This is a genomic window from Nocardioides albertanoniae (genome assembly GCF_006716315.1).
Classification (GTDB): Bacteria; Actinomycetota; Actinomycetes; order Propionibacteriales; family Nocardioidaceae; genus Nocardioides; species Nocardioides albertanoniae.
Map to the genome: position 1 here is coordinate 3208245 of NZ_VFOV01000001.1, position 22427 is coordinate 3230671.

24 protein-coding genes and 1 pseudogene are annotated in these 22427 nt (G+C 69.0%); 4 read left to right on the forward strand and 21 right to left on the reverse strand.

Going from position 1 to position 22427, the window contains the following annotated elements; genetic code table 11:
* The first annotated feature begins 129 nt into the window (after window positions 1-129).
* Complete coding sequence (locus tag FB381_RS15400) at window positions 130-1557, forward strand: YncE family protein (RefSeq protein ID WP_141781096.1); 1428 nt, start codon at window positions 130-132, stop codon at window positions 1555-1557.
* A gap of 232 nt (window positions 1558-1789) precedes the next feature.
* On the opposite strand, the gene hisF is transcribed toward FB381_RS15400, so the two are convergent.
* From hisF to hisD, 11 genes and pseudogenes are all read right to left on the reverse strand, one after another.
* Window positions 1790-2551 (reverse strand): imidazole glycerol phosphate synthase subunit HisF, encoded by a 762-nt coding sequence (gene hisF, locus FB381_RS15405; protein ID WP_141781097.1) that lies wholly within the window; start codon window positions 2549-2551, stop codon window positions 1790-1792.
* Window positions 2548-3297, reverse strand: coding sequence for a bifunctional 1-(5-phosphoribosyl)-5-((5-phosphoribosylamino)methylideneamino)imidazole-4-carboxamide isomerase/phosphoribosylanthranilate isomerase PriA (priA, locus tag FB381_RS15410; RefSeq protein ID WP_141781098.1), 750 nt, complete (start codon window positions 3295-3297; stop codon window positions 2548-2550). Before priA ends, hisF begins: the two co-directional genes overlap by 4 nt.
* Window positions 3298-3364: 67 nt before the next feature.
* Window positions 3365-4084, reverse strand: a complete 720-nt coding sequence (locus FB381_RS15415) for a VOC family protein (RefSeq protein ID WP_141781099.1) — start codon at window positions 4082-4084, stop codon at window positions 3365-3367.
* 78 nt (window positions 4085-4162) lie between these two features.
* A complete protein-coding gene (locus FB381_RS15420) occupies window positions 4163-4627 on the reverse strand; it encodes an SRPBCC family protein (RefSeq protein ID WP_141781100.1) in 465 nt (154 codons plus the stop codon).
* Between the two features lies 1 nt (window position 4628).
* On the reverse strand, window positions 4629-5306 hold the full coding sequence (locus tag FB381_RS15425) for a cysteine hydrolase family protein (RefSeq protein WP_141781101.1): 678 nt from the start codon (window positions 5304-5306) through the stop codon (window positions 4629-4631).
* Window positions 5307-5806: pseudogene (locus FB381_RS24610) on the reverse strand (DinB family protein).
* An 18-nt stretch (window positions 5807-5824) separates the two neighbouring features.
* Window positions 5825-6157, reverse strand: coding sequence for a hypothetical protein (locus tag FB381_RS15440; protein WP_141781104.1), 333 nt, complete (start codon window positions 6155-6157; stop codon window positions 5825-5827).
* A gap of 1 nt (window position 6158) precedes the next feature.
* Window positions 6159-6803 (reverse strand): imidazole glycerol phosphate synthase subunit HisH, encoded by a 645-nt coding sequence (gene hisH / locus FB381_RS15445; protein ID WP_141781105.1) that lies wholly within the window; start codon window positions 6801-6803, stop codon window positions 6159-6161.
* Window positions 6804-6882: 79 nt separating this feature from the next.
* On the reverse strand, window positions 6883-7503 hold the full coding sequence (hisB, locus tag FB381_RS15450; protein WP_141781106.1) for an imidazoleglycerol-phosphate dehydratase HisB: 621 nt from the start codon (window positions 7501-7503) through the stop codon (window positions 6883-6885).
* Window positions 7500-8654 carry a histidinol-phosphate transaminase gene (locus FB381_RS15455; protein WP_425465449.1) on the reverse strand — a complete coding sequence of 385 codons (1155 nt, stop codon included), beginning with the start codon at window positions 8652-8654 and terminating at the stop codon, window positions 7500-7502. The genes hisB and FB381_RS15455 overlap by 4 nt, the downstream gene beginning before the upstream one ends.
* Window positions 8651-9949, reverse strand: a complete 1299-nt coding sequence (hisD, locus tag FB381_RS15460; protein ID WP_141781107.1) for a histidinol dehydrogenase — start codon at window positions 9947-9949, stop codon at window positions 8651-8653. Before hisD ends, FB381_RS15455 begins: the two co-directional genes overlap by 4 nt.
* 117 nt (window positions 9950-10066) lie before the next feature.
* Between hisD and FB381_RS15465 the strand changes: the two genes are divergently transcribed.
* Window positions 10067-10729 carry an LON peptidase substrate-binding domain-containing protein gene (locus FB381_RS15465; protein WP_141781108.1) on the forward strand — a complete coding sequence of 221 codons (663 nt, stop codon included), beginning with the start codon at window positions 10067-10069 and terminating at the stop codon, window positions 10727-10729.
* Window positions 10730-10735: 6 nt separating this feature from the next.
* Window positions 10736-11230, forward strand: a complete 495-nt coding sequence (gene ybaK, locus FB381_RS15470; RefSeq protein WP_141781109.1) for a Cys-tRNA(Pro) deacylase — start codon at window positions 10736-10738, stop codon at window positions 11228-11230.
* A gap of 113 nt (window positions 11231-11343) precedes the next feature.
* Here ybaK and FB381_RS15475 read toward each other — a convergent pair whose 3' ends face one another.
* Together FB381_RS15475 and dnaE are read right to left on the reverse strand one after the other, a co-directional pair.
* Window positions 11344-11940, reverse strand: a complete 597-nt coding sequence (locus FB381_RS15475; protein ID WP_141781110.1) for a hypothetical protein — start codon at window positions 11938-11940, stop codon at window positions 11344-11346.
* Window positions 11925-15509, reverse strand: a complete 3585-nt coding sequence (gene dnaE, locus FB381_RS15480; protein WP_141781111.1) for a DNA polymerase III subunit alpha — start codon at window positions 15507-15509, stop codon at window positions 11925-11927. Before dnaE ends, FB381_RS15475 begins: the two co-directional genes overlap by 16 nt.
* A gap of 156 nt (window positions 15510-15665) precedes the next feature.
* On the opposite strand from dnaE, the gene mmuM reads away from it, so the two are divergent.
* Window positions 15666-16529, forward strand: a complete 864-nt coding sequence (gene mmuM, locus FB381_RS15485) for a homocysteine S-methyltransferase (protein ID WP_141781112.1) — start codon at window positions 15666-15668, stop codon at window positions 16527-16529.
* 93 nt (window positions 16530-16622) lie between these two features.
* On the opposite strand, the gene FB381_RS15490 is transcribed toward mmuM, so the two are convergent.
* The 8 genes from FB381_RS15490 to pgeF form a co-directional block, all read right to left on the reverse strand.
* A complete protein-coding gene (locus FB381_RS15490) occupies window positions 16623-17090 on the reverse strand; it encodes a GNAT family N-acetyltransferase (RefSeq protein WP_141781113.1) in 468 nt (155 codons plus the stop codon).
* The gene (locus tag FB381_RS15495; RefSeq protein ID WP_246088322.1) at window positions 17068-17934 is read right to left on the reverse strand and encodes an RluA family pseudouridine synthase; all 867 of its coding nucleotides are present in this window, start codon (window positions 17932-17934) and stop codon (window positions 17068-17070) included. Before FB381_RS15495 ends, FB381_RS15490 begins: the two co-directional genes overlap by 23 nt.
* A 71-nt stretch (window positions 17935-18005) precedes the next feature.
* Window positions 18006-18533 carry a signal peptidase II gene (lspA, locus tag FB381_RS15500; RefSeq protein ID WP_246088137.1) on the reverse strand — a complete coding sequence of 176 codons (528 nt, stop codon included), beginning with the start codon at window positions 18531-18533 and terminating at the stop codon, window positions 18006-18008.
* Window positions 18534-18562: 29 nt separating this feature from the next.
* Window positions 18563-18991, reverse strand: a complete 429-nt coding sequence (locus FB381_RS15505) for a TraR/DksA family transcriptional regulator (protein WP_141781116.1) — start codon at window positions 18989-18991, stop codon at window positions 18563-18565.
* Window positions 18992-19469: 478 nt separating this feature from the next.
* Window positions 19470-20237: a DivIVA domain-containing protein gene (locus FB381_RS15510; RefSeq protein ID WP_246088138.1), complete on the reverse strand. Its 768-nt coding sequence runs from the start codon at window positions 20235-20237 to the stop codon at window positions 19470-19472.
* A 153-nt stretch (window positions 20238-20390) separates the two neighbouring features.
* Entirely contained in the window at window positions 20391-20876 is a 486-nt protein-coding gene (locus tag FB381_RS15515) for a cell division protein SepF (RefSeq protein ID WP_141781118.1), read from the reverse strand.
* 120 nt (window positions 20877-20996) lie between these two features.
* On the reverse strand, window positions 20997-21698 hold the full coding sequence (locus FB381_RS15520; protein ID WP_141781119.1) for a YggS family pyridoxal phosphate-dependent enzyme: 702 nt from the start codon (window positions 21696-21698) through the stop codon (window positions 20997-20999).
* A 14-nt stretch (window positions 21699-21712) separates the two neighbouring features.
* Window positions 21713-22423 (reverse strand): peptidoglycan editing factor PgeF, encoded by a 711-nt coding sequence (gene pgeF, locus FB381_RS15525; RefSeq protein ID WP_141781120.1) that lies wholly within the window; start codon window positions 22421-22423, stop codon window positions 21713-21715.
* Window positions 22424-22427 lie beyond the last annotated feature (4 nt).

Consider the following 22427-nt stretch of genomic DNA (forward strand, 5'->3'; position numbering starts at 1 on the left):
GAATTTATTTGGGTCCGGTCAGTGGACCCGCTCGTGGTCGATCAGGAGCCGCTCGCCCTCCCTTGGGCGTAACCTCCCCACACCTCGACACGTTGAGATCCAGATAACAAAATCCCAGGAGGTCCCACGATGCGTCGTGCGGCAACAGGCACCATCGCCATGCTCTTCGTCTTCTCCCTGACCGCGGCAGCCCCGGCGGTCAACGCGGAGGAGGGCACCCAGATGCGCGACGTGATGCTCGTCGGCAACAACTGGGACGGCACGGCGTCGATCGTCGACGCCCGCTCCCTGGAGGTGCTGCGCAAGGGCATCGACCTGGTGCCCGACAAGGAGGAGGAGCTCGCCGAGATCCGCAAGGATCCCGAGCGCCTCGCGATGTACTACCTCGTGCGCTACGGCCCCGGCGAGGGCAACGACCAGCTCGTCGACGACATGTTCACGACCAGCGACGGCAAGCTGCTGGCGGTCTCCCGGCCCAGCCTCGCCGACGTGGTCTGGATCGACATCGAGAAGGCGCTCGCGGGCTCGCCCGACCCGGTCGTGGTCGAGCAGCAGATGGACGGGCATCGCACCGACCACATGGGCCTCTCCCCCGACGGCACCAAGCTGCTGGTCTCCGACTCGACCTCGCGCGCGGTGCACGAATACTGGATGGGTGGAGCGGATGACCCGCGCACCGGCGAGCGGCTGCGTACGTTCGAGTCCGGGGAGACACCGCACGAGAACAACTACTCCGAGGACGGCTCCAAGATCTTCCACGCCTCCATCGGCCGGGTCTACCTGCCCGGCGACCAGAAGGAGATCTCCCTCGACTCGCTGCCGCTGATCAACCTCGACCAGCTCGGGCTCGGCACGATCCCGGGCACCGATCTGCTGCCGCCGATCAAGATCGGCCCGGTCCACGACGCGATCAAGGGCGACCGCTGGTTCGAGATCGTCGACGAGTCCTCCTTCGAGATCTCCCAGCGCTGGGAGATGGGCAAGGAGCTCGAGGAGGCCGGCTACGACTCGATCTCCTCGGCCGTACGTCCGATGGCGGTCGCGCCCGGCGAGCGATTCATCTACTTCCAGATGTCTTTCCTGCACGGGATCGTCGAGTTCGACACCCAGGCGGCCGACATCGACGGGAAGGTCGGCTACTCCACCGGCTCCGTCGACGAGCCCCGCACCGGCGCCGTCACCCGGGTCATCCCGCTGCCGAAGCGCACCAAGCTGCCGCGCGAGCTCTACGTCAACGACTCCGCCCACCACGGCCTCTCGATCGACGCCGAGGGCAAGGCGCTGTGCGCGGCCGGCACGATGGACGACTACGTCGCGATGGTCGACCGTTCGACCGGCGACCACACGACCCTCGACGAGGAGACCACGGGCCACTACTACGGCAAGCCCTACTGGACCACCGAAGGCCTCGGCAACACCTGCTGGGCATCGCTGTCCGACGCCGACGCGGTCGCGGTCATCGACTTCCGCACCGGTGAAGAGCTCGCCTACCTCGACGTCGGCAACCACCCCCAGCGCGTACGCCCCGGGCAGATCCCGAGCTCGCTGCTGAGCTGACCACCGACGCGCCGGCCCTCGCGGGTGGGGGCCGGCGCGGCCCGGTGCGTCGGTGGCCTACCGGCGTTCTCGGCGGGCTGTGCAGTAGCGCCGGCGGCGACCCGGGTGTGCTATAGCGCGGTGGCCTATCGATGGCGGATGGCCAGAATCCCGCCGTGGCGAGATTCGGCGAGGCCGCAGCCCTCGGGCATGCCGGATCTTCCCGCCATGGCGGGAAAAGCCCTACCTCAGGTCAGCGAACCGGCGCGCCGGCGCCGGAGAGGGCCTGCTTGGCCTCGCCGATGCGCACCTTCCCGAAGTGGAAGATGGTCGCTGCCAGGACGGCGTCGGCGCCGGCCTCCACCGCGGGCGGGAAGTGCTCGGCGCTGCCGGCGCCACCGGAGGCGATGACCGGCACGGTCACCTCGCTGCGTACAGCCTTGATCAGGTCGATGTCGAAGCCGTCCTCGGTGCCGTCGGCGTCCATCGCGTTGAGCAGGATCTCCCCGGCACCGAGCTCGACGGCCTTCGCAGCCCACTCGATCGCATCCAACCCCGCCGACTTGCGGCCGCCGTGGGTCGTGACCTCGAAACCGGAGTCGGTGCCCGGCGCCCGGCGGGCGTCGACGGAGAGCACGAGCACCTGGTTGCCGAACCGGTCGGCGATCTCGGCGATCAGCTCAGGACGGTCGATCGCGGCAGTGTTGACCGCGATCTTGTCGGCGCCGGCCCGCAGCATCCGGTCGACGTCGTCGACGCTGCGGATCCCACCACCGACCGTGAGCGGGATGAAGACCTGCTCCGCGGTGCGTGTGACGATCTCCAACGTGGTCGCGCGCCCCTCGTGGGAGGCGGAGATGTCGAGGAAGGTGAGCTCGTCGGCGCCTTCCTTGTCGTAGGTCGCGGCCAGCTCCACCGGGTCACCGGCGTCGCGCAGCTCCTTGAAGTTGATCCCCTTCACGACCCGACCGGCGTCGACGTCGAGGCAGGGGATGACGCGTACGGCCAACGTCATGACTGGTCTCCGCGCGGCCGGCCGAGGGTCAGGTCGAGCGCGTCGGCGAGGTCGAGGGAGCCGGTGTAGAGCGCCGTGCCGGCGATCGCGCCCTCCACGCCGATCTCGACCAGGCCCATCAGCGCCTCGATGTCGTCGATCGTGGTCACTCCCCCGCTGGCCACGACCGGCCGGTCGGTGGCCTCGCAGACCGCGCGCAGCAGGTCGAGGTTGGGGCCCTGGAGCATCCCGTCCTTGTTGACGTCGGTGACGACGTAGCGCGCGCAGCCCTCCGAGTCGAGACGGGCGAGCGTCTCGTAGAGGTCGCCGCCCTCCTGGGTCCAGCCGCGGGCCGCGAGGGTGCGGCCGCGTACGTCGAGGCCGACGGCGACCCGGTCGCCGTAGGTCGCGATCGCGCGGCGGGTCCACTCGGGATTCTCCAGCGCGGCGGTGCCGATGTTGACGCGGCGGCAGCCCGTCGCCATCGCGGCCTCGAGCGACTCGTCGTCGCGGATCCCGCCGCTCATCTCGACCTTGAGGTCGAGCTTGCCGACGATCCCGGCCAACGTCTCGCGGTTGTTGCCGTGCCCGAACGCGGCATCGAGGTCGACCAGATGGATCCACTCGGCCCCGGTCTCCTGCCACCGCAGCGCAGCCTCGACGGGGTCGCCGAACCGCTTCTCCGACCCGTCGACGCCTTGCACAAGCTGGACAGCCTGCCCGCCCTTCACATCGACGGCCGGCAGGAGCTCGAGGTAATCACCCATGGGGAAGATCCTATGGTCCGTACACCGCCACGGCCGACCCGCCGTCCGGGTGCGAGACGGTTCACGCTCAGCGAGGCGCCAGCAGCACGAACTCGTAGGCGTCCGGGTCCTTCAGCCTCGCCCAGCGCCCGTCCTCGTACGTCTCCTCGACTAGCGTCGCTCCGAGACCGACGAGGCGACGGATCTCGGCGACGGGGCCGGTGTCCTCGGCCGCGACCAGATCGAAGCGGAACCGGTCCCGTGGACCGCGCGGCGCCGACGGCGGCCCGCCCCAGGCGACCTTGGCGCTGCGCGAAGGGGTCGTGATCGCGGTCTCGCCGTCCTCGTCCCAGACCAGCGGCCAGCCGAGCGCCTCGCTCCAGAACACCCCGGTCTCCCGCGACCCGTCCGCGGCGACCTCGCCGAGGAAGTCGGTGCCCGCCAGCCAGTTGTTGCCCGCCTCGATCACGCACAGCTCGTTGCCCTCGGGGTCGGCGAGCACGATGTGGTTCTCCTCCGGGAGCTGGCCCACGTCGAGGTGGGTGGCACCGAGCCCGAGCAGCCGGTCGACGGTGCGCTGCTGATCCTCCGGCCGGCTGCTCGTCAGATGCAGATGATGCGGGTTCTCCAGCGTCTTCGGCGCCTGCGTCGGCACGAACCGGATCCGCACGTCGTCGTCGGCGCGTGGCAGCAGAGCGATCTCCTCGCCGCGGGTCTCGGTCTCCCGGTCGAGCACGGCCGCCCAGAACTCCGCGACCCGCGCGGGGTCGTTGGCGTCGATGCAGATCCCGAACCGTCGAGGTGTCATGACACGCAACGTAGGTCGCCCGGGCGAGGCCCGCAATCGGATTCAGACCGGCCGCACCGGCCCGTTCGCCACGACCGGTCAGCTCGCGGGGCGCGCGGTCTGAGCCACCAGGTTGGCGAGCCCCTTCTCCATGTCGGGCCCCAGCGCCTTCTCCATCGGGTAGACCTTGGCCATCAACGCCACCAGGCCGCTCACGGTGCCGGTCTGGATCCAGCTGAGCCGGGTGCCGTCGTCGACGGGCGTCAGGTCGAAGATGACCGCGCTGCGACTCTTGAACGGCTTGAGGAACTGCAACGCGACCTCGATGTGCTCGGGCGTCGACACGGTGACCTCCATCGTGCCCTCCCCCGCCCGCTTGTTGCCCGACCACTCATAGCGCGCGCCGACGCCCGAGTCGGGACCCGAGTAGGTGCGCGACATGTGCGGATCGAGCCCCTCCCACGGCGACCAGGCCGGCCACTCGCGAAAGTCGTCGAGCAGCCCATGAGCCCGCTCGAGGTCGCACGGCAGCACCGCGGACCTCGAAACCTCGTAAGCGGTCATGTCATGACACTACGCCCGTGCCGAGGAGCTCGAGCACGTCCTCGGTGCTGCGTACGTCTGCGAAGGTGCGGTAGATCGTCGTCAGCGTCGCGATGTGGGAGTCGTCGTCGCGACCCGCGGTGGCGTCGGCGACCAGGACGGTGCGGTATCCCAGCGTGGCCGCGTCGCGCGCCGTGCCGGCGACGCAGACCTCGGTGAGCGTGCCGGTGACGATGACGTTGTCGATGTCGCGCTCCCGAAGTTGGTCGTGCAGCGTCGAGCTGCCCGGAAACAGGGCGCTGGTCGCGGTCTTCTCGACGAGCATGTCACCCTCGCGCGCCTCGAGACCCGGCCCGAGCCGACCCGCGACCGGCCCAGCCCCGCCACTGCCTCGGAACAGCTCAGCCACCTCCTCCCCGAGGAACTCCCGTGCCCACGCCCTCGGGCCCGGGTCACCCGGCACGATCCACGCGACCACCCCGCCGGTCTCCCGGAGCGCCTCGGCGAGGAGACGTACGTTCGGGGTGATCGCGTAGCAGGTCGCGTTCGCCTCGTAGAAGAACGGCACGAGATCGACGGCGAGCAGTGCCGTCCGGGTCGGGTCGAGGCTCTCGTAGGCATGCCGCCTGCCCCGCCGGGCCTCGTGCCGGGCATACTCCCGCTCGGGGATCTCCCACCTGTGCACCCTCGGCTCCGGCACTCAGGCGTCCTCACGGTTGACGCCGACGGAGCCATCGATGCTCTCGCGCAGGATGTCGGCATGGCCGGCGTGACGCGTCGCGTCACAGAGGCGGGCGGCCATGACGTTGAGGAGCATCACCTTCTCGTCCCACCACGGTACGTAGCCGGGGGCGTCGATCGGGAGCGCCTCGATGGTCGCGTCGAGGTGGGCGGACGTGAGCCGATAGAGGTCGAGGATGTCGGCGCGCTCTCGTGCTCCGTGGGCCGGTGGGTGGCGGCCCACCAGTCGACGGTGTCCCACGGCGGGAGATCGATCGGCGGCGTACGGTCGAAGACCTCACCGAAGTAGCGCGCGTCGGAGAGGGCGTTGTGCTTCACCAGCCCGAGGAGGTTGGTGCCGGTCGGGGTCATCTGGCGGCGGACGTCGTCCTCGGTGAGGCCTTCCAGCTTCCACACCAACGCGTCGCGTACGCCGCGCAACTTGTCGTGCAGGTGAGTCTTCGCGAAGTCGTCGATCACGACGCCATCGTGCCGCGTTCAGCGGCGGAACAACAGCGTGTAGACCACCGGCGCGACGAGCACCGACGCGATGGCGGCGAAGACCACGGTGCCGACGTCCTCGGTGACCAGATAGACCAGCGCGTTGAGCAGGAGCAGCACGACCACCAGGATGCGTACGTTGCGCCGCCGGCGCTCCGCGAGCGCGCTCGCCGGTCGGGGCCGGCGAGCCCCGGTCCACCCGAAGAGCCGCTCACGCCGGGCCCGGCGGTCGGCGACCTTGGCTTCCTGCTCGGCTCGTCGCTCGGCGGCCACGGCAGCCGCACGCTCGCGTTCGGCGCGGGCCTTCGCGCGCGCACCGGTCTGGGCCACCTCAGGCGGCCTTGAGCGACTGCACCCAGTTGCGCAGCACCGCCGCGCCGGCGTCGCCGGACTTCTCCGGGTGGAACTGGGTCGCGGTCAGCGGCCCGTTCTCGACGGCCGCCACGAAGCGATCCTCGCCGTGCGACGCCCAGGTGACCAGCGGCGCGACGGTGCGGTCGTTGGTGACCAGGGTCCAGTCGCGCACGCCGTAGGAGTGCACGAAGTAGAACCGCTCCTTCTCCACGCCCGCGAACAGGGAGGTGCCCGACGGGACGTCGACCGTGTTCCAGCCCATGTGGGGCACGATCGGCGCCTGGATCCGCTCGACGACCCCCGGCCACTCGCCGCAGCCTTCGGTCTCGACACCGTGCTCGATGCCGGTCTCGAAGAGGATCTGCATGCCGACGCAGATGCCCATCACCGGGCGCCCGCCGGAGAGCCGCCGCGCGATGATGCGCTCGCCGCGGATCGCCCGCAGGCCCTTCATGCACGCCTCGAAGGCGCCGACGCCGGGCACGAGCAGCCCGTCGGCCGCCATCGCGGCGTCCATGTCTCCGGTCAGCTCGACCGAGGCGCCGGCGCGCTCGACGGCACGGACCGCGGACCGGAGGTTGCCGGAGCCGTAGTCGAGGACGACCACCGAAGGTGCGTTCACAGCGCCACCTTCGTAGCGCAAGCGCCAGAGTACGAACGCGGCGCTGTATTGAAACGTTGGTTCACTCGCTGACGCTCGTTCACAGCGCACCCTTCGTCGACGGGATCCCGGTCTCGCGCGGGTCGTAGGCGACCGCGTCGCGGAAGGCTCGCGCAAACGCCTTGAACTGCGTCTCCACGATGTGGTGCGGCTCGCGGCCGGCGAGCACGTTGACGTGCAGGGTCAGGTGGGCGTGGTGGGCGATGGAGTCGAAGACGTGCTGGGTCAGCGAGCCGAGGTAGGGCACCCCGGAGCCGCCGAGGAGCACATAGGCCTGGCCCTCCGGCTCACCGGTGTGCACCGAGTAGGGCCGCCCCGAGACGTCGACGACGCAGCGTACGAGCGCCTCGTCGAGCGGCACGGTCGCGTCGCCGTAGCGGCGGATGCCCAACTTGTCGCCCAGCGCCTCGCGCAACGCCTGGCCGAGCACGATCGCGGTGTCCTCGACGGTGTGGTGGGCGTCGATGTGCACGTCGCCCTCGGAGTGCACGGTCAGGTCGACCAGCGAGTGGCGCCCGAACGCGGTCAGCATGTGGTCGTAGAAGCCGACCCCGGTCGAGACGTCGACCCGTCCGGTGCCGTCGAGGTTCACCTCGACGACGACCTTCGACTCCGAGGTCTCCCGTTCGATCCGCGCGGTGCGTGCGGTGCGTGCGGTCATGCTCGTGCTCCGTTCACATCGGTCAAAGCTTGCTTGAAAGCGTCCATCTCGCCCGGCGTGCCCACCGAGACCCGCAGCCAGCCTTCGGGCCCGGTCTCGCGGATCAGCACACCACGGTCGAGCAGCCCCTGCCAGACCGCGTGCCGGTCGGCGTAGCGCCCGAAGAGCACGAAGTTGGCGTCCGAGTCGGCCACCTCGAGGCCCTCGGCGCGCAGCCACTCGACGAGCGAGTCGCGCTCCTCACGGAGCGAGGCCACGTAACCCAGCAGCTCCGGCGCGTGCCGAAGCGCCGCGCTCGCTGCCGCCTGGGTCACCGCGGAGAGATGGTAAGGCAGGCGTACGACGCGGATCGCGTCGCAGATCGCCGGGTGGGCGGCCAGGTAGCCGAGCCGCAGCCCGGCGCCGGCGAACGCCTTCGACATCGTGCGGGTGACCACCAGGTTGCGGTGACGCTCGAGCAGCTCGAGCGCCGAGGGTACGCCGGTGCGCCGGAACTCGCCGTAGGCTTCGTCGACCACGACGATCCCGCCGTCGCCTACCGCCTCGCACAGCGCGGTGACCTCCTCCGGCGGCAGCGCGGTGCCGGTGGGGTTGTTGGGGCTCGGCAGGAGCACGACGTGGGGCCGGGTCTCCTCGACCAGCGCACGGGCCTTCTCGAGGTCGATCGCGAAGTCGCTCTCGCGATGTCCGACGACCCATTCGGTGTTGGTGTCGCGGGCGTACTCCGGATACATCGAGTAGGTCGGCGCGAAGCTGATCGCGGTGCGCCCCGGGCCACCGAAGGCCTGCAGCAGCTGCAGCATCACCTCGTTGGACCCGTTGGCGGCCCACACCTGCTCGGCCGAGATCTGCGCCTTCGGCACATCAGCGCGAAGGTACGCCGCCAGCCCGTCTCGCAGGTCGACGAACTCACGGTCGGGATAGCGGTTGAGCGTGCGCGCCGCTGCGCCCACGCTCGTCGCGATGTCGGCGACCGTCTCCGCGGAGGGCTGGTAGGGGTTCTCGTTGACGTTGAGCTGGACCGGGACATCCAGCTGCGGTGCGCCGTAGGGCTCGATCCCGGCGAGCTCTTCCCGGATCGGCGGCCAGAGCTTTTCCGGGGTCCCCGCGGCGCCCGGAGCGGAGCGAGGACGTCGTGGGGTGGAGGTCACGAGAACCTCACCGACACGGCCGCGCCGTGGCCCGGCAGGTCCTCGGCCTCGGCGAGCGTGACCACGTGGTCCTTGACCGCGGCCAGGCCCTCGCGGGAGTAGTCGACGACGTGGACCGACTTGGTGAAGGCCCGCACCGAGAGACCCGAGGAGTGGCAGGCACAGCCACCGGTGGGCAGCACGTGGTTGGAGCCGGCGCAGTAGTCACCCAGCGACACCGGCGCGAACGGCCCGACGAAGATCGCACCGGCGTTACGGATCCGACCGGCCACAGTCAGCGCGTCGGCGGTGTGGATCTCGAGGTGCTCGGCGGCGTAGGCGTTGACGACGTCGACGCCCTGGTCGACGTCGTCGACGAGCACGATGCCCGACTGCTGTCCGCTCAGCGACGTACGGATCCGCTCGACGTGCTTGGTCGCGGCGACCTGCTTGTCGAGCTCGGCCTCGACGTCGGCGGCGAGGGTCTCGGAGTCGGTGACGAGCACCGAGGCGGCGAGGGGGTCGTGCTCGGCCTGGGAGATCAGGTCGGCGGCGACATAGGCGGCCTCGGCCGTGTCGTCGGCGAGGATCGCGATCTCGGTCGGACCCGCCTCGGAGTCGATGCCGACCAGGCCCTTGAGGAGGCGCTTCGCGGTCACGACATAGATGTTGCCCGGCCCGGTGACCAGGTCGACCCGCTCGCACGGGCCCGCACCGTAGGCGAACATCGCGATCGCCTGGGCACCACCGACGGCGTAGACCTCCTCGACGCCGAGCAGCGCGCACGCGGCCAGGATCGTCGGCTGCGGCAGCCCGCCGAACTCCTTCTGGGGCGGGGAGGCGAGCGCGATCGAACGCACCCCGGCGACCTGGGCCGGCACGACGTTCATCAGCACCGAGGAGACCAGCGGAGCCAGACCACCGGGCACATAGAGCCCCACGCGCCCCACCGGCACCTTGCGGTGCGTCACCCGGGCACCCGGCGCCAGGTCGGTGACCGCGTCGGTCTCCAGCTCGGCCTCGCAGGTGGCCCGCAGTCGCTTGATCGACTCCTCCAGCCCGGCCCGGATCTCCGGGTCGAGCTCCTCGAGCGCCTTCGTCAGCGCGGCCGCGGGCACGCGGATGTCGTCGACGCGTACGCCGTCGAACTTCTCGGAGAGCTCGGCGATCGCCTCCTGCCCACGGTCGCGGACGGAGTCGATGATCGGCTGCACCGCATGGGTGGCCGCCTCGATGTCGAACTCAGCGCGCGGCACGGCGGCGCGGTAGTCGACGGTGCTGCGGTCAGCACCCCTGAGATCGATGCGGCGAATCATGATGGCAATTCTAGGCGCGCAGACGCCCAGAGCCCGACTCGCGACGAAGGCCGGACGCTCGGGCGTGTCTGGCGAAGAGACTTGGAATCGCTCCAGATGCCCTAAGGTCTGGGACTGATGACAGACCGGCTGCCGATGTTCCCGCTCAACGCGGTCCTCTTCCCCGGCGTGACGTTGCCGCTGAGGGTCTTCGAGGACCGATACCGCGCCATGGTGAACCACCTGCTCATGCAGGACGAGGAGGATCGACACTTCGGCTCGGTCGCGATCCGGGAGGGCTACGAGGTCGGTGAGTCCGGCGCCCAGTCGCTCTACCGCGTCGGGGTCAAGCTGATGATCACCGAGGCCGAACGCAACGACGACGGCTCCTTCGACCTGGAGGTGCTCGCCGTCGACCGGATCCGGATGGACACCATGGAGAGCTCCGGCGACTTCCCGGTCGCCGACGTCGAGGTGCTCGACGAGGACCAGGTCGACGTGCCGAGCACGGTCGTCGACACCGCGCGCGGGATCTTCACCGCCTACCGCGCGGCCCTGCTCGAGTTCCGTGACGACCCGTTCACCGGCTCCCTCCCCAAGGATCCGGAGTTCCTCTCCTGGACGATCTCGGCCACCACTCCCCTGCCCATGCCCGACCGTCAGGCGCTGCTGGAGGCATCCGACGCCGGCGTACGCCTCGGCATGGCCATCGACCTGCTCCGTGCCGAGCTCAGGGCGATGAACGTGATCCCCTCGCTTCCCGCCACCGAGGTCGCCCGCACGAAGTGGTCGCCCAACTAGGAGCCGATGGTGGCGAAGAAACGCACGCAGAGCGGGGGCACGCCGGCGACGGTGGCGCTGACCCGCGCCGGGGCCGACTTCACCCTGCATCCCTACGAGCACGACCCCAGGGCGCAGTCGTACGGCCTCGAGGCCGCCGAGGCCCTCGGGGTCGAACCGGGTCGCGTCTTCAAGACGCTGATGGCCTCGCTCGACTCGAAGCTGGTCGTCGGCATCGTGCCGGTCACCGGTCAGCTCGACCTCAAGGCGCTCGCCCGTGCCCTCGGCGGCTCGAAGGCACAGATGGCCGAGGTCGCCGCGGCCGAGCGAGCCACCGGCTACGTCGCCGGCGGCATCTCCCCCATCGGTCAGAAGCGTTCACACCCGACCGTGCTCGACCAGTCAGCCACGGCGTACGAGACCGTCTACGTCTCCGGTGGCCGCCGCGGCCTCGACCTCGAGCTCTCCCCCACCGATCTCGCCACGATCACGTCCGCCACCATCGCACCCATCGCCAGATAGCTCGCCGAGTCGGCTCGTCCTGACCGAAAACCAGGTCGAGTCGGCTCGTCATGACGAGCCGACTCGACCTCGGATCACGTCAGGACGAGCCGACTCGACCAGGTCTTGGGCGATCAGTGGTCGTCGATCTGGTGTGGGGTCCACATCAGGAAGATCACCATGAGGGCAAGCATCGCCGAGCCCGGAACGAGCAGGATCAGCCAGGGCGAGGCGAGCTGGAAGCTGTCTTGGATCACGGTGCCGTCGGCGGCGCCCTTCGCGAGGCCGTGAGGATCCTCGGGCGAGAGCAGCGAGGTGACCAGCAGCATCAGGCCGCCACCGATCGCACCGCCGAGAGTCACTGCCGCGAGGGTGACCAGCTCGGAGCGATTGAGCCAGATCGCAGCCGCGATGCCGACGAGCAGGCCCAGCACGATCGCGCACACCGAGAACCAGGCGGTCGCCGCGAAGACGCCCTGGTCGATGTTCTGCCCGATCGCGGGCGGGTCGATCGAGATGAGGCCCCGATACCACTTGCCCTCCAGCACCATGCCGGTCGGCGGTGTCCACAGTGTCGCCGCGGCCAGGCCGGCCACGACGCCGCCGACCACGAAGGCGGCGAGGACGATGGCCGCCTGGATCAGCACCGGGCGGGACAGGTCGGGGCGGGCAGCACGCCGCCCCGTCTCGTAGAGACTGGGCGGCGGCGGCACGATCAGATTGTCAGGCATCCTGGTCCGAGGAGGTGTTTGAGGTCGGCGAACAGCTCGGGAGTCGGCGCCACCCGCAGCCGGTCGTCGAGCTTCATGACCCGGGTCGCGTCCCGTGTCATCAACCGTAGCCTGACCTCGGCTACACCGGGATAGGTGGTCAGTACGTCACGCAGCTGGCCGATCACCTGCGGTGTGCACCTCGTCGACGGCAGCGAGATCACCACCGGTCCACCGGCGGCACCCGGCCCACCGGTCAGGTCGGGGACGGTGACCTCCTGGCCACGCAGCTCGGGCTGGTCCTTGTCGCGCGAGAGCTGTCCCTTGACCCTGATGATGCTGTCTTCGACCAGGTGAGGGGCGGCGAGCTGGTAGGAGCTCGGGAAGAGCAGCACCTCCACCGAGCCCTCGAGATCCTCCAGCGTCACGGTCGCCCAGGCGTCGCCCTTCTTCGTGATCCGCCGGTTGACGTTGGTGACCAGGCCCGAGACCGTGACAGTGGAGTTGTGCGGCCGTGACTCGTCGGTCATCAGCTGACCGATCGTGCAGTCGGTGCCGTTGGCGAGCACGTGCTCGAGGCCCATCAGCGGGTGGTCGGAGACGTAGAGCCCGAGCATCTCGCGCTCGTGGCCGAGCAGGGTCATCTTGTCCCACTCGTCCATCTCCGGGATCGTGACAGAGACCCCGAACTCGACGCCGTCGCCGTCGTCGAGACCGCCGAAGAGCGAGTCCTGCCCGATCGCCTCGTTGCGCTTGATGTCGATGTACTGGTCCACGGCGGTCTCGTGGATCGCGACCAACGAGCGGCGCAGGTGCTTCATGTCGTCGAAGGCGCCGGCCTTGATCAGCGACTCGATCACCCGCTTGCTGCAGACCCGGTCGGGCACCTTGGCGAGGAAGTCGTTGAAGTCCTCGAAACGGCTCTTCGAGGTGCGCGCCTCGACGATCCCGTCGACCACCTGGGCGCCGACGTTGCGCACCGCGGTCAGGCCGAAACGGATGTCGGTGCCGACGGCGGTGAAGTCGTGGGAGGACTCGTTGACGTCGGGTGGCAGCACCGCGATCTTCCGGCGGCGGCACTCGTTGAGATAGATGGCCATCTTGTCCTTGTCGTTCTTGACCGAGGTCAAGAGCGCGGCCATGTATTCGGTCGGGTAGTTGGCCTTCAGGTAAGCGGTCCAGTAGGTGACCACGCCGTAGGCCGCCGAGTGCGACTTGTTGAACGCGTAGTCGGAGAACGGCAGCAGGATCTCCCAGATCGTGTCGATCGCCTTCTGGGAGTAGCCCCGCTCGAGCATGCCGGCCTGGAACCCGGCGTACTGCTTGTCGAGCTCGGCCTTCTTCTTCTTGCCCATCGCGCGGCGGAGCATGTCGGCCTGGCCCAGCGAGTAGCCCGCCAGCACCTGCGCGATCGACATCACCTGCTCCTGGTAGACGATCAGCCCGTACGTCTCCCCCAGCACCTCCGCGAGCGGCTCCTCGAGCTCGGGGTGGATCGGCACGATCGGCTCGCGGCCGTTCTTGCGGTGGGCGTACTTGTTGTGGGAGTCGGCGCCCATCGGGCCCGGCCGGTAGAGCGCGGAGACGGCGGTGATGTCGGCGAAGCGGTCGGGAAGCATCGAGCGCAGCAGGGACCGCATGCCGCCACCATCGAGCTGGAAGACGCCGAGCGTGTCGCCGCGCTGCATCAGCTCATAGGTCGCCTTGTCGTCGAAGGGCACGTCCTCCAGCACCAGGTCGATGCCACGGTTGGCGCGGATGTTGGAGAGTGCGTCCTCGATGGTGTGGAGGTTGGAGAGGCCCAGGAAGTCCATCTTGACCAGGCCGAGCGACTCACAGGTCGGATACTCGAACTGGGTGACGATCTGGCCGTCCTGCTTCGGCTCCATCAGCGGCACGATGTCGATGATCGGGTCGGAGGCCATGATCACGCCCGCGGCGTGGATGCCGGTCTGCCGGATCTGACCCTCGAGACCGATCGCGGTCTCGTAGATCTTCTTCACGTCTGGGTCGGTGTCGTGCAGGCTGCGGAAGTCGCCGCCCTCGCCGTAGCGCTTGTGATCGGGGTTGAAGAGCTCGGTGAGCGGCACGCCCTTGCCCATCACGTCGGCCGGCAGCGCCTTGGTGATCCGGTCACCGATCGCGAACCCGTGGTCGAGGATGCGGGCCGCGTCCTTGATCGCCTGCTTGGCCTTGATCCGCCCGAAGGTCGCGATCTGGGCGACCTTCTCCGCGCCGTACTTCTCGGTGACGTACTTGATCACCTCACCGCGGCGGTGGTCGTCGAAGTCGATGTCGAAGTCGGGCATCGAGGGACGCTCGGGGTTGAGGAACCGCTCGAAGAAGAGACCGTGCTCGAGCGGGTCGAGGTCGGTGATCAGCAGCGAGTAGGCGGCGATCGAACCCGCACCCGAACCACGCCCCGGGCCCACCCGGATGCCGTTGTCCTTGGACCACTGGATGAAGTCGGCGACCACCAGGAAGTAGCCGCAGTAGCCCTTCTGGGCGATGATGTCGAGCTCGAAGTTGGTGCGTTCCTTGACCTCGTCGGTCAGCTTCTCGCCGGGGTAACGCGCCTCGATGCCGCGCCAGACCTCCTTGCGCAGCCACGACTCCTCGGTCTCACCTGCGGGGATGTCGGCTCGCGCCATGTAGCCACCGGTGGACTCGGTGAAGTCGACGTCGCAGCGCTCGGCGATCAGCAGCGTGTTGTCGCAGGCCTCGATCAGGTCCTGCTGCCCCCACAGCTCGCGCATCTCGGCAGCGGTCTTGATGTAGTAGCCGTCGCCCTGGAACGCGAACCGCTTGCCGCCCTTGGAGTAGGGCGGCTCGGTCATCCGGCTGCCCGACTGCACGCACAGCAGCGCCTCGTGAGCGCCCGCGTCGCCGGGGCTGGTGTAGTGGGAGTCGTTGGTGGCGACCGGGCGGATGCCCATGGTCTTGCCGAGCTTGAGCAGGTCGTCGCGGACCCGCTTCTCGATGTCGATCCCGTGGTCCATCAGCTCGAGGAAGACGTTGTCCTTGCCGAAGATGTCCTGCAGCTCGCCGGCCTCCTGGAGCGCCTCCTCCCACTGACCCAGCCGGAGCCGGGTCTGGATCGCGCCCGAGGGGCACCCGGTGGAGACGATGACCCCCTTGGAGTGCTCCTGAAGGATCTCCTTGTCCATCCGCGGCTTGAAGTAGTAGCCCTCGAGGCTCGAGCGGGAGGAGAGCTTGAAGAGGTTGTGCATGCCCTCGGTCGACTCCGCCCACATCGTCATGTGGGTGTAGGCACCACCACCGGAGACGTCGTCGCCGCCCTCCTGCGCCTGGTCGCCGCGACCCCAGCGGACCCGTTTGCGCTCACCACGCGGCGTGTTCGGCGTGATGTAGGCCTCGATGCCGATGATCGGCTTCACGTCGGCCTTGCGCGCCCGCGACCAGAAGTCGTAGGCGCCGTGCATGTTGCCGTGGTCGGTCATCGCGATGGCCGGCATCTCGAGCTCAGCGGTGCGGCTGAAGAGCCCGTCGAGGAGGGATGCTCCGTCCAGCATCGAGTATTCGGTGTGGACGTGAAGGTGGACGAATGAGTCCTTGGAGCCAGCCGCCATTGGCGTGGAGCCCTCCTCGAGGTCGTACGTGGAACGGTGGGCGCAGGGGCCCGCTCGACGTGCGCACGGACAACCTGGGGGAAGGACTACAGACTACCGCCCACCACCGACAGACTTGGGACCCAGGCCGCACCCTCCGGGGGTTATCGTCGGGTTGTGGTGACGATCCTCGACGGCGGCCTCTCCAACGCCCTGGAAGAGCGCGGCCATGACGTCTCGGGCGCCCTGTGGACCGCCCGGCTGCTCGACGAGTCACCCGAGGAGATCGCCGCCGTCCACCGGGCTTACTTCGCCGCCGGCGCCGACGTCGCCACCACCTCGAGCTATCAGGCCAGCGTGCCCGGTTTCGTGGAGGCCGGGATGAGCCAGGCGTACGCCACCGAGCTGCTGCGCCGCAGCGTACGCATCGCGCGCGAGGTCGCCGAGGAGTCACCCGGGCGCCTGGTCGCCGCCTCGATCGGACCCTACGGCGCCTACCTGGCCGACGGCTCGGAGTATCGCGGCCGCTACGGCGTCTCCGCCGCGACGCTGCGCGACTTCCATGCTCCTCGGCTGGCTCTGCTGGAGACCGAGGACCCCGACGTCATCGCCGTGGAGACCATCCCCGACATCGAGGAGGCCGAGGTGCTCGTCGACCTCCTCGACGACATCGGTCTCCCGGTCTGGTTCTCCTACTCCTGCGCCGGCACCCGCACCCGCGCCGGCCAGCCCCTCGCCGACGCGCTCGCGCTGGCCGCCGAGGTGCGCTCGGTGGTCGCCGTCGGCGTCAACTGCTGCGACCCCGCCGACGTCCCCGCCGCCATCCAGCTCGCCACCGCCACCGGCGAGCCCGCCGTCGTCTACCCCAACACCGGCGAGATCTACGTCGACGGCGCCTGGACCGGCACCACTCGCTTCCGCCCCGGCGAAGCCCGCTCCTGGGTCCGCTCCGGTGCGGCGTACGTCGGCGGCTGCTGCCGCGTCGGCCCGGCCGAGATCGCCCTCATCGCCGCCGAGACGTCACTCCTGCAGGCCGAGTAGTCACTTCTGCAGGTCGAGACGGCACGGCAGTGCCATCTCAGCCTGCACGAGTGACCTCTCGACCTGCAGGAGCGACGTCTCGGCAGGGTGGGGTCAGGGCCACGACATGCGTACGTCGGGGGCCTTCTCCTGGTTGTCGGAGCCGTCGGTGCGCTCGACCTCGCGGAGGCCGTGGCGGGCGTAGAAGGCCCGGGCAGGGGTGTTCATCTCGAAGACCCAGAGGCCGAAGCCGTCGGGGGCCAGCGACTTGACCAGGTCGAGCAGCATCGTGCCGATGCCGGTGCCTTGGGCGCGCGGGTGCACGAAGAGGTCGTCGAGCCATGTCTGGGTGAAGGCGGCGAAGGCCGAGACTGTGCCGTCGACCTCCGCGACCCACATCTCCGAACCGGCCTGGGGCGCGAGCACCTTCACCGCGAGCCACTCCCGGATGTCCTTCTCCGGATAGATCGGCGCCGGCATCGCGGCGGCCGCACGCGTCTCGACATAGGTGCGGACGATGTCAGCGATGTCCTCGGGCTCCGCAGGGCGGAGGATCGCCTCAGTCGGAGTCGCGGACGACATCGAGCGCGTGCTGAAGGTCGTCGGGATAGGACGACTCGAACGTGACGTAGCTGCCGGTCTCCGGGTGCACGAAGCCCAGCTGCACCGCGTGGAGCCACTGGCGCTCGACCGCCACCCGCCGAGCGAGCGTGGGGTCGGCGCCGTAGGTCAGGTCACCGACGCAGGGGTGCTTGAGCGCCGACATGTGCACACGGATCTGGTGTGTACGCCCGGTCTCGAGGTGGATCTTGAGCAACGACGCGAACCGGTGCGCCTCGAGCGTCTCGTAGTGGGTCACCGAGTGGCGTCCGTCGGCGCGGACGGCGAACTTGTAGTCGTACTTCGGGTTGCGCCCGATCGGGGCGTCGATGGTGCCCTCGAGCGGGTCCGGGTGACCCTGGACGAGCGCGTGGTAGGTCTTGTCGACCGTACGCTGCCGGAAGGCGTTCTTGAGCACCGAGTAGGCGTGCTCCGACTTGGCGATCACCATCACGCCCGAGGTGCCGACGTCGAGACGCTGGACGATGCCCTCGCGTTCCTTGGCCCCCGAGGTGGAGATGCGGAAACCGGCCGCGGCGAGGTGGCCGACGACGGTCTTGCCCTGCCAGCCCGGCGACGGGTGCACGGCGACGCCGACAGGCTTGTCGATCACCACGAAGGCGTCGTCGTCGTGGATGATCTTGATGCCCTCGACGATCTCGGGCTTGATCTCCAGCGGGTCGGCCAGCGAAGGGATCGTGGCGTCCAGCATCGACCCGGCGCTGACCCGGTCGCTCTTGGCGACCACCGAGCCGTCGACGCTGACCAGCCCCTCGGCGATCAGCTCCGCCGCGCGGGTGCGGGAGAGGCCGAACAGCCGTGCCATCGCGGCGTCGACCCGCTCGCCCTCCAGACCGTCCGGCACCAGCAGGGTGCGCTGGTCCGCGTGCGCGAAGCTCACTTCGTGCCGCCCGCGGCCTCGGACTCGGACTCGTCCTCGTCGGAGATGCGTGTCCCGTCGAGGCCGATTCCCTTGAAGGAGAGGATCACGATCAGCACGGCTGCCACGTTGATGCACATGTCGGCGACGTTGAAGATCGGCCAGTTAGGCAGCTGGACGAAGTCCACCACGTGCCCGAGGTAGAACCCCGGCTCACGCGTCAGTCGGTCGATGAGGTTGCCGCTGATCCCGGCGACCAGGATGCCGAGCGCGTACGCCCATCCGCGGTGCCGCACGCGGCGCGCGAACCAGAGCACGCCGATGGTCGCCACGATCGAGAGAGTCGTGAAGATCCAGGTGTAGCCGGTGCCGGTGCTGAAGGCCGCTCCCGGGTTGCGGATGATGTTGAGCTGCAGCACCGAGCCGACCAGCTCCTGCGGCTGCCCGGGAACGAGCGTCGCGACCGCCCAGAGCTTCGTGAGCTGGTCGAGGACCAGCAGAAGCACCGCGACGGCCGCGAACTCTGCCCGACGAACAGGGTGCACCGAACTATCAGGACCTGTGTGCGCGTCGCTCAGCGACGCTCCTCGCGCTGCTTGCATGTCATGCACAGTGTGGCACGCGGAAACGCCATCAGTCGCATCTTGCCGATCGGCTCCCCGCACGACTCACAGATGCCGTACGTGCCCTCCTCGAGGTAACCCATGACTCGCTCGATCTGGGCGAGCTTGTCCTTCTCGCTGTTGACCACGGTAAGCTCGTGGTCGCGCTCGAAGCTGGTCGCACCCATGTCGGCCTGGTCCTGGCCGGCGCCGTCGCCGGAGTCCTTCATCAGCCCGGAGAGCTCGGTCTCGAGCGCGGTGAGCACCTCGAGGCTGTGCGCCCGCATCTCCCGCAGCTCGTCGATGACCTCGTCGAGCTCATCCTTGGTCCACGGTTCCTCGTCGGCCTTGACCTTGAGCTGGTCTGGAGAGGCGACAGTCTTGGTTGCTTTCTTAGGCACGGCACTCGCTTTCTGGTGTGAGAAACGGCCCCCCGGGCCGCCCGATGGTTCAGGTTGGCTAGACGCTCGCCCACGCCACCGAAGTGGAAGCCGTGAGGTAGGAGCTGGTATTCCCAGAAAGCTCAGGTCGCACGTGGATGCGCCCGACGGCCGCGCTCGCGCGACACATCACCGGTGCAGACATGGAGTCCCCTTTCTCCTGCCATCACTTCGCAGCGCCGAGGCGATGCGAAGAGCGTGCCCGGAATGTAGCCCGGGATCAGGCTCCACTCAACCAACACACCGAAACTGGGGGCAGATTGGTCCGTAGCGCGGGAAATCCAAGCATTTTACGTACAGGACCCACCTCACCTGCTAGAACGTGCGACCCGGCCGCCCGAGAGCGCACACATCGGCCGGCCCCGCGATGCGGGACCGGCCGATGTGAAGTCTGACTACGAAGGCATCAGCCCGGCCGCCTGTGGCGGCGCGAGGTCGGTCAGCCCTCGTCCTCCCCCAGGATGGAGCGCAGACGCTTGGGCGCGGGGCCCGACTCGTTGACCGCGGCCGCCATGACGGGGGCAGCCGACTCGGCCGAGTTGTTGAGCGCGTCGAGCTGCTGCGTGAAGTAGCTCTTCAGGCGCGAACGGTATTCACGCTCGAAGTTGCGCAGCGTGTCGACCTCGGTGGTCAGGTTGTCCTTCTCGCGCTCCAGCTCACCGAAGAGCTGCTGACGACGCTCGGCGGTCTCGCTGTCGAGCATCTGAGCCCGCGTACGTGCGTCGGCCTCCATGCGGTCGGCCTTCGACTTCGACTCGGACTCGAGGCGCTCGGCCTTGGTGCGAGCCTCACCGACGATCTTGTCGGCGTCGTTCTTGGCCGTGTCGATGAGCGCGTCGTGGTTGCGCGTGGCCAGCTCGAGCAGACGAGCCGCGGCGTTGGACGCCTCCGGCACGGTCTCCACCCGGATGGTCTCGATGCCCCCGGTCTGCGGCGCCTCCTGGTACATCGGCATCTGGTGCGAGACCGGCTCAGGAGCCGGCATCGGCTCAGGAGCAGGCGGCTCGGGAGCCATCGGGAAGGAGGGACCCCCACCCGACTGCGCAGACGCCAACTTCCCGCGAAGGTCGTCGTTCTCCCGGGTGAGACGTGCCAGTTCGGCCTCGACCTCGTCGAGGAACTGGTCCACCTCGCCCATGTCGTAGCCCTCGCGGAGCCGGACGGGAGTAAAGCGCTTGTTGCTCACGTCCTCTGGCGTCAGCGGCATGACCTCACCCATTCATTACTCGGTTGACTCAGACGTTCGGATTGCACCGCCGGGGGCGGCATCAGGTTAATGCTGTCGAAACTCTAGCGCCTGTCCACAGACATGCCAGACGCGGACTGCGTCCAACCCTCCCGCAGGCAGGTGTCAAGGGTCTCAGCTCTGGTTGAAAAAGCCGCCCTCAACGATCCTCTGCTTGGCCTCGGCCGTGACCGAAACGTTCGCAGGTGAGATAAGAAACACCTTGTTGGTGACCCTCTCGATGTTCCCATAGGTAGCAAAGATCAGCCCCGCCGCAAAGTCGACGAGCCGTTTTGCGTCCGCATCGTCCATCTCAGTGAGGTTCATGATCACTGGCGTACCGTCACGGTAGTTCTCGCCGATCTGACGCGCCTCGTTGTAGGACGTCGGGGTCAGCGTGATGATCTTGGACAGCTCTGCCACCGCAGGCACCACCGTTGCTCGTCGCCGCTCGGACAGATCTGCCACCGGGGCCGGACGTGACTGCTTGGAGCGCACCGGCGCCTTGACCGGCTCGTGCGAGCGGGTCTCGTCGTCATCGCCCTCGTAGACGTCGTCGTCATACCCGGAGTCCTCGAGCAGGCCAAGGTATTCACCGAACCTGCGCATCGCACCGCTCATGCCGTCGCCTCCGTAGCGCAAGCGCAAGAGTACGGACGCGACAGCATGAGGGTTACGGTCGCTCGCTGGCGCTCGCTCATGACATCGTCACCTTCCCCAAAGTGTTTCTGATCCGAGACATTACTTGACCGTCGGCCTCTCTCCGAGGACCGCAGACCCGACACGTACGTGTGTCGCGCCATGTGAGATCGCCTGCTCCAGGTCGCCGCTCATCCCCGCCGACAGCACCGTCGCCTCGGGATGCTCGACGAGAAAGTCCTCCCGGATCCGCGCCAACCGCGCGAAGGCGGCGGCCGGATCCTCCCCGAGCGGCGCCACCGCCATCAGACCGCGCAGCCGAAGCCCGTCGGTCGCGACCACCTCGGCAGCGAGATCGCGTACGTCGCCAGGATCCGCGCCCGCGCGACCTTCTCGGTCGGGCGGGTCGAGCGAGACCTGCAGCAGGACGTCGAGGCTCTGGCCGCGCTCGCCCGCACCACGGCTGAGCCGGGACAGCAGCGAGCGGCGGTCGACGGACTCGACGACGTCGGCGTAGGCCGCCACGGCGGCCGCCTTGTTGGACTGCAGCCCGCCGATGTAGTGCCAGCGCAGCCCGAGGTCGGCACACTCCGCCGCCTTGCGCTCGGCCTCCTGGTGGCGGTTCTCGCCGACGTCGGTGACGCCGAGGCCGGCCAGGATGCGCACGTCGGAGGCGGGAAAGAACTTGGTGACCACGACCAGGTGGACCTCGTCGGCGGCCCGCCCGGCCTTCTCGGCGGCGCGGGCGATCCGCTCGCGGGTCTCCTCGAGCCCGGCGGCGATCTCGTCGGTGCGACTGGTCATCTCAGGCCCTCCCATCAGGCAGCACGGAGTCGGATCAGGGCGCCCAGCGACATGCCGGCACCGTCTCGGCGGAAGGAGTAGAGGTCGTCGGACTCGCGGGTACACCTGCTGACGTCGACGGCGTCGATGTCGTCGCGGGCCAGCTGCGCGAGCACTCCGGCGCCGACGTCGAGGCTGGGGGTGCCCCAGCTCGTGGTCGCCTTGGCGGCGGGCTCGACATCGGCGACCTCGGCCTGCATCGCCTCGGGCACCTCGTAGCACCGGCCGCACACGTAGGGGCCCATCCATGCGGTGATCGAGGTGGCGCCGAGCGCGCGCATCCGCGCGACCGTCTGCGGGACGACGCCGGCAGCCATACCGCGCCGCCCGGCGTGCGCAGCGCCGACGACGCCCGCAGCCTCGTCGGCCAGGAGCACCGGTACGCAGTCGGCGGTGCGCACCAGGAGCACCAGGTCGCGCTCGGTGGTCACGATGCCATCGGCCTCGGGGCGGGCGCCGCACCGCGCGTCGACGACGACGTCGCCGTGGACCTGGTAGAGGTCGGCGTACGGCGCGCCGTCGGCGAAGTCGGCCAGCAGCAGCCGGTGGTTCTCTGCTTTCGCCGTCTCCTCGTCCGAGCCGGCGACCGCGAGGTTGAGCTCGGCGTAGGGCGCAGCGCTGACCCCGCCGTACCTGTCAGTGAAAGCCAGGTCGACGAGGCCCGCGGAGGCTCGGAAGCTGTACAAACCG

Bases quoted from the DNA above. Each gene is read 5' to 3' on its own strand.
- FB381_RS15400 (WP_141781096.1), top strand. From the start codon at position 130: ATGCGTCGTGCGGCAACAGGCACCATCGCCATGCTCTTCGTCTTCTCC.
- hisF (WP_141781097.1), bottom strand. From the start codon at position 2,551: ATGACGTTGGCCGTACGCGTCATCCCCTGCCTCGACGTCGACGCCGGT.
- priA (WP_141781098.1), bottom strand. From the start codon at position 3,297: ATGGGTGATTACCTCGAGCTCCTGCCGGCCGTCGATGTGAAGGGCGGG.
- FB381_RS15415 (WP_141781099.1), bottom strand. From the start codon at position 4,084: ATGACACCTCGACGGTTCGGGATCTGCATCGACGCCAACGACCCCGCG.
- FB381_RS15420 (WP_141781100.1), bottom strand. From the start codon at position 4,627: ATGACCGCTTACGAGGTTTCGAGGTCCGCGGTGCTGCCGTGCGACCTC.
- hisB (WP_141781106.1), bottom strand. From the start codon at position 7,503: ATGACCGCACGCACCGCACGCACCGCGCGGATCGAACGGGAGACCTCG.
- hisD (WP_141781107.1), bottom strand. From the start codon at position 9,949: ATGATTCGCCGCATCGATCTCAGGGGTGCTGACCGCAGCACCGTCGAC.
- FB381_RS15465 (WP_141781108.1), top strand. From the start codon at position 10,067: ATGACAGACCGGCTGCCGATGTTCCCGCTCAACGCGGTCCTCTTCCCC.
- ybaK (WP_141781109.1), top strand. From the start codon at position 10,736: ATGGTGGCGAAGAAACGCACGCAGAGCGGGGGCACGCCGGCGACGGTG.
- FB381_RS15475 (WP_141781110.1), bottom strand. From the start codon at position 11,940: ATGCCTGACAATCTGATCGTGCCGCCGCCGCCCAGTCTCTACGAGACG.
- dnaE (WP_141781111.1), bottom strand. From the start codon at position 15,509: ATGGCGGCTGGCTCCAAGGACTCATTCGTCCACCTTCACGTCCACACC.
- FB381_RS15490 (WP_141781113.1), bottom strand. From the start codon at position 17,090: ATGTCGTCCGCGACTCCGACTGAGGCGATCCTCCGCCCTGCGGAGCCC.
- FB381_RS15495 (WP_246088322.1), bottom strand. From the start codon at position 17,934: ATGGCACGGCTGTTCGGCCTCTCCCGCACCCGCGCGGCGGAGCTGATC.
- FB381_RS15510 (WP_246088138.1), bottom strand. From the start codon at position 20,237: ATGCCGCTGACGCCAGAGGACGTGAGCAACAAGCGCTTTACTCCCGTC.
- FB381_RS15515 (WP_141781118.1), bottom strand. From the start codon at position 20,876: ATGAGCGGTGCGATGCGCAGGTTCGGTGAATACCTTGGCCTGCTCGAG.
- FB381_RS15520 (WP_141781119.1), bottom strand. From the start codon at position 21,698: ATGACCAGTCGCACCGACGAGATCGCCGCCGGGCTCGAGGAGACCCGC.